This window comes from Acinetobacter sp. RF14B (assembly GCF_006864105.1).
Lineage (GTDB): Bacteria > Pseudomonadota > Gammaproteobacteria > Pseudomonadales > Moraxellaceae > Acinetobacter > Acinetobacter lwoffii_C.
On sequence record NZ_SMTB01000276.1, the window covers coordinates 1 to 390 of the forward strand.

Consider the following 390-nt stretch of genomic DNA (forward strand, 5'->3'; position numbering starts at 1 on the left):
CCCTGCCGCGCCAGTTCAATAGCACGATGCATCCAGCTCTGTTCCTGCTTGAATTCAGTCATGTCTGGTCTTGATTTTCACGTAGTTGCATCTGTTCAATCTGACGGCGAAAAGCTTCGACATCCTGAAAATCCTGATAAACCGAGGCAAAACGGACATAAGCGACATGATCCAGCGCGAATAACGACTGCATGACAATTTCACCAATCGTTCGCGACTTCACATCACGTTCTCCCAAGCGACGGATCTGCAACTGGATATCACTGAGTACAGTTTCAATCTGCTCTTGGGTTACCGGACGTTTCTGCAAGGCATGCATCAGAGAACGGCGCAATTTGGCTTCATCAAACGGTTCATTTTTACCATCCGATTTGATGACACGCGGCATCA

At 47.9% G+C, this 390-nt stretch carries 1 protein-coding gene; it reads right to left on the reverse strand.

Annotated elements, in window-relative coordinates; genetic code table 11:
• Positions 1-58 precede the first annotated feature (58 nt).
• Positions 59-390: ATP cone domain-containing protein (locus E2K52_RS14950; RefSeq protein ID WP_151205744.1), on the reverse strand; the 332-nt coding region annotated here is incomplete at its 5' end.